The following is a 4,163-nucleotide window of genomic DNA, read 5'->3' on the forward strand; positions in this document are numbered from 1 at the left end:
CACCGGGCCACGAGCCGGATGCTCGACTTCTACCTGCACTGCGCGGACCTGGCCGACGGCCGCCTGCCGGTGGGCCGGGGCAGCGTGCGGGTCGCGCCCGAGCACGTGCCGGTCGAGGTGCCGAAGCTGCGCGCGCCGGCCGAGGCGATCGCCTGGTTGGACGCCGAGCAGGGCAACATCATCGCCGCCGCGGAGCTGGCCGCGACCGAGGGCGCGGACCCGCGGTGGCTGGTGCACGCCTGGCAGCTGCCGTACACGCTGTCGCGGTTCTTCTGGCTGCGGGCGGACCGCACGACGTGGCTGCGCACCACCGAGGTCGCGCTGGAGGCGGCCACGACGCTCGGTGACCCCGAGGCCAGGTTCGTGATGCTGTTCAACCTGGGCATCGCGCTGGCGCAGTTCCAGCGGATGGACGAGTCCCTGGCCCGGCACCGCGAGGCGTTGGAGGTGGCGCGGGCGTCCGGCGACGTGAACGCGCAGGCCAGAGCGCTGACGACGGTCGCGGACATGCTGCAGTCGTTGGGTCGGGTGGACGAGTCGGAGGCCTCCTACCGGGAGGCGCTGGAGGTCAGCCGGTCGGCCGGGTCGCGGTGGGCCGAGGCGAACGCCCACCACAACCTCGGGCTGCTGCACATGGCGTCGCGGCGCTACGGCGAGGCGGAGTCGTGGTTGCGGGCGGCGGTGACGATGTACCGCGAGGTCGGCGAGCAGTGCGGTGAGTCGACCTGCCACACGGACCTCGCGATGGTGCTGCTGGAGACGGGCGAGGGCGCGGAGGCGGTGTCGTCGGCGCGCACGGCGCTGTCGGTGGCGTCGGCCGCCGCGAGCCCGTACCACCAGGCGATCGCGCACGACCGGCTGGCCACGGTGTTCGACCGGCAGGGGCTGCCCGGCGCGGTCTCGCACTGGCAGCGGGCGTTGGCGCTGTTCACCGAGCTGGGTGCGCCCGAAGCGGACCAGGTCCGGGAGCGCCTGGCCCGCGTCCGGGCGACGACGGCCGTCTGACCTGCGGCGGAGTCCACGGCTGTCGCTTGGTCCGCGGTGGCCGTGCGAGCTGCGGGGCGGGCCACGTGATCGGTTGAGTGGTCTGGACCTATTGACTTAGAGGTCTAGACCTATTTACGGTTCGAGCGCTGCTCCGTGGCCGCCGCCTCGTGCAGGAGGTGTGCCGGTCTTGTCCACCAGAGCCAAGCCCAACAGAGCCAAGTCCACCCGCGCCAAGCTCGGCGGAACCAGGTTCTCGCCGCTCGTGGCGCTGCTCGCCGCGGCGGTGGGGCTCGCCATCGCCGTCGTGTCGCCGTCACCGCCCGACGCGGCCGCCGCGGGGGAGGAGTGCCGTCCCGACGGCCTCTACCAGACCCCCGGCGTCGCCGTGCCCTACTGCTCGGTCTACGACGCCGAGGGCCGGGAGTCGCTGGGCCCGGACCACTCGCGCCGCGTCATCGGCTACTTCACCAGCTGGCGCACGGGTGCCAACGGCGCCCCCGCGTACCTGCCGTCCGACATCCCGTGGTCCAAGGTCACGCACCTCAACTACGCGTTCGCGCACCTCGACGCGCAGAACCGGGTCTCCGTCGGCCCCGACGGCCCGGACAACGCCTCCACCGGCATGACGTGGCCGGGCGTCGCGCTCGACCCGTCCCTGCCGTACAAGGGGCACTTCAACCTGCTCACCAAGTACAAGAAGCAGTACCCGAACGTGAAGACGCTGATCTCGGTCGGCGGCTGGGCGGAGACCGGCGGGTTCCTCAACCCGGACGGCTCGCGCAACGCCTCGGGCGGTTTCTACAAGCTGGGCGCGCAACCGCAGTCCACTGTGGACGCATTCGCGGACTCCGCCGTGCAGTTCATCCGGACCTACGGGTTCAACGGCGTCGACATCGACTACGAGTACGCCACGTCGAACAACCACGCCGGCAACCCGGACGACTTCTGGATCTCCGACGCCAACCGCGGCACGCTGTGGGCGGGCTACGAGAAGATCATGAGGACCTTGCGGGAGAAGCTCGACCGCGCCTCGCAGCAGGACGGCAGGCACTACCTGCTCACCGCCGCCGTGCCCGCCTCGGGGTGGCTGCTGCGCGGCCAGGAGGCCTACCAGGTCACCCGCTACCTCGACTACCTGAACGTGATGAGCTACGACCTGCACGGCTCGTGGAACCACTTCGTCGGCCCGAACGCGGCGCTCTACGACGACGGCAAGGACGGCGAGCTCGCGGCCGGCGGCGTGTACACCGCGGGGCAGTACGAGGGCATGGGCTACCTGAACACGGACTGGGCCTACCACTACTACCGCGGCGCGATGCAGGCCGGCCGGATCAACCTCGGCGTCCCGTTCTACAGCCGGGGCTGGCAGGGCGTCACCGGCGGCACGAACGGCCTGTGGGGCCGCGCGGCGTTGCCGGACCAGACGAAGTGCCCGCCCGGCACCGGGTCCTCGGTCGGCTCGACCACCCCGTGCGGCAACGGCGCGGTCGGCATCGACAACCTGTGGCACGACTCGACGGCGGGTGGCGCGGAAGTGCCGTCCGGCGTGAACCCGCTGTGGCACACCAAGAACCTGGAGAACGAGGTCACGCCGGACTACCTGGCGCAGTACGGCCTGGACCCGGCGAACGACCCGACCGACCGGATCTCCGGCTCCTACAACCGCTTCTACGACAGCACGCTCACCGCGCCGTGGCTTTGGAACGCGGAGAAGAAGGTCTTCCTGTCCACGGAGGACGAGCAGTCCATCGCGGCCAAGGCGAAGTACGTGGCCGACAAGGGCATCGGCGGCATCATGATCTGGGAGCTGGCGGGCGACTACCGCTTCGACAGCGCCAAGGGCCAGTACACCATCGGGGACACCCTGCTCACCGCGATTGACAACGGTCTGCGCGGCGCGGCGCCCTACGGCAACCGCAAGGCCAACGGCACCGCGCCGAGCCAGGTGCTCGACGTCGGCGCCACCGTCTCCGGGTTCGCCCTCGGTGACAACAACTACCCGATCACGCCGAAGCTGAAGCTCACCAACAACTCGACCACCACCCTGCCGGGCGGCACGAAGGTCGAGTTCGACTACGGCACCAGCGCGCCGGGCAGCATGTCCGACCAGTCCGGCTTCGGGCTGCGGGTGACCGCCAAGGGCCACTCCGGCAGCAACGTCGGCGGCCTCAAGGGCGACTTCCAGCACGTCGAGCTGGCCCTGCCGAGCTGGCAGCCGCTCGCGCCCGGCGCGTCGGTGGAGGTCGCGCTGAGCTACCAGCTGCCGATCGCGTCACCGTCGAACTTCAGGCTGACGTTCGGCGGCAAGACCTACGCCATCGCCTCCGACCACCCGCGCGGTGGCACGGAGCCGCCGACCAGCACGACGTCCACGTCCAAGACGACCACGTCATCGACGACCACCACGACATCGACGACCACGACCACGACGACGACGACCGGTCAGCCGAGCTGCACCGTGCCCGCCTGGGACCGCGCCAAGGTCTACAACGGCGGCAACGAGGTCTCCCACGCCGGCAAGCGCTGGCAGGCCAAGTGGTGGACGCAGGGCGAGGAGCCGGGCTCGACCGGCGAGTGGGGCGTCTGGCGCGACCAAGGAGCCTGCTGAGGAGCCTGCTGGGGGGCCCGCTGAGGGGCCTCCCACCTGCTCCGACGCCCTCCCTGAGGCATCCCTTACCCGCCGTCTGCCACCCCTTACGGCGGCGGGTAAGGGAACCAACACCGCAACCCGCGTGAACGCCCGATGCCCGCCCACCGGCCTCAGGACGACTCTTCGTGTCACAGAGAGAAGCGAACGACACGAGGAGCAGGTCATGGAGTGGACGCCCGAAGCCCTGAAGGCGGAGATCGACTACCGGCAGGCGGCCCTGCGCGCCGACGCGGCGCAGCACCGCATCGGCCGGCAGTCCGCCCCGGTGAGGCGGTCGTGGTGGCGACGACTGGGTCATGGCAACGGCCCGGATGTCCCCGAGAGGGGAAATGGCCACCGCCAGGCAGCCTGAGGTGTGACAGCATGCCTGGTGTGGCACGCCTTGGTTCCGGAATCCCGTTGGTGGCGCGTAGCCGGGAGATGGCCAGGCTGCGCGCCGCCCTGGACGAGGCCGCCCGCGGCCAGGCCGGCGCGGTCCTGATCGCCGGTGACGCGGGGGTCGGCAAGACGCGGCTGGTCGACGAGC

The 4,163-nt window shown here is 71.0% G+C and carries 4 protein-coding genes; all 4 read left to right on the plus strand.

Annotation, left to right across the window (positions count from 1 at the left end):
* Window positions 1-1,005: tetratricopeptide repeat protein (locus AB0G02_RS30365; protein WP_360800719.1), on the plus strand; the 1,005-nt coding region annotated here is incomplete at its 5' end.
* A gap of 244 nt (window positions 1,006-1,249) precedes the next feature.
* Window positions 1,250-3,595, plus strand: coding sequence for a glycosyl hydrolase family 18 protein (locus AB0G02_RS30370; protein WP_360800725.1), 2,346 nt, complete (start codon window positions 1,250-1,252; stop codon window positions 3,593-3,595).
* A gap of 205 nt (window positions 3,596-3,800) precedes the next feature.
* On the plus strand, window positions 3,801-3,989 hold the full coding sequence (locus AB0G02_RS30375; protein ID WP_360800722.1) for a hypothetical protein: 189 nt from the start codon (window positions 3,801-3,803) through the stop codon (window positions 3,987-3,989).
* Between the two features lie 11 nt (window positions 3,990-4,000).
* Window positions 4,001-4,163 (plus strand): AAA family ATPase (locus AB0G02_RS30380; protein WP_360800728.1); only part of this gene is annotated, 163 nt, incomplete at its 3' end.

Source organism: Actinosynnema sp. NPDC023658 (assembly GCF_040639995.1).
Lineage (GTDB): Bacteria > Actinomycetota > Actinomycetes > Mycobacteriales > Pseudonocardiaceae > Actinosynnema.

What these genes read in the sequence shown, in the direction of transcription:
- AB0G02_RS30375 (WP_360800722.1), top strand. Translation starts at nt 3,801, where the DNA reads ATGGAGTGGACGCCCGAAGCCCTGAAGGCGGAGATCGACTACCGGCAG.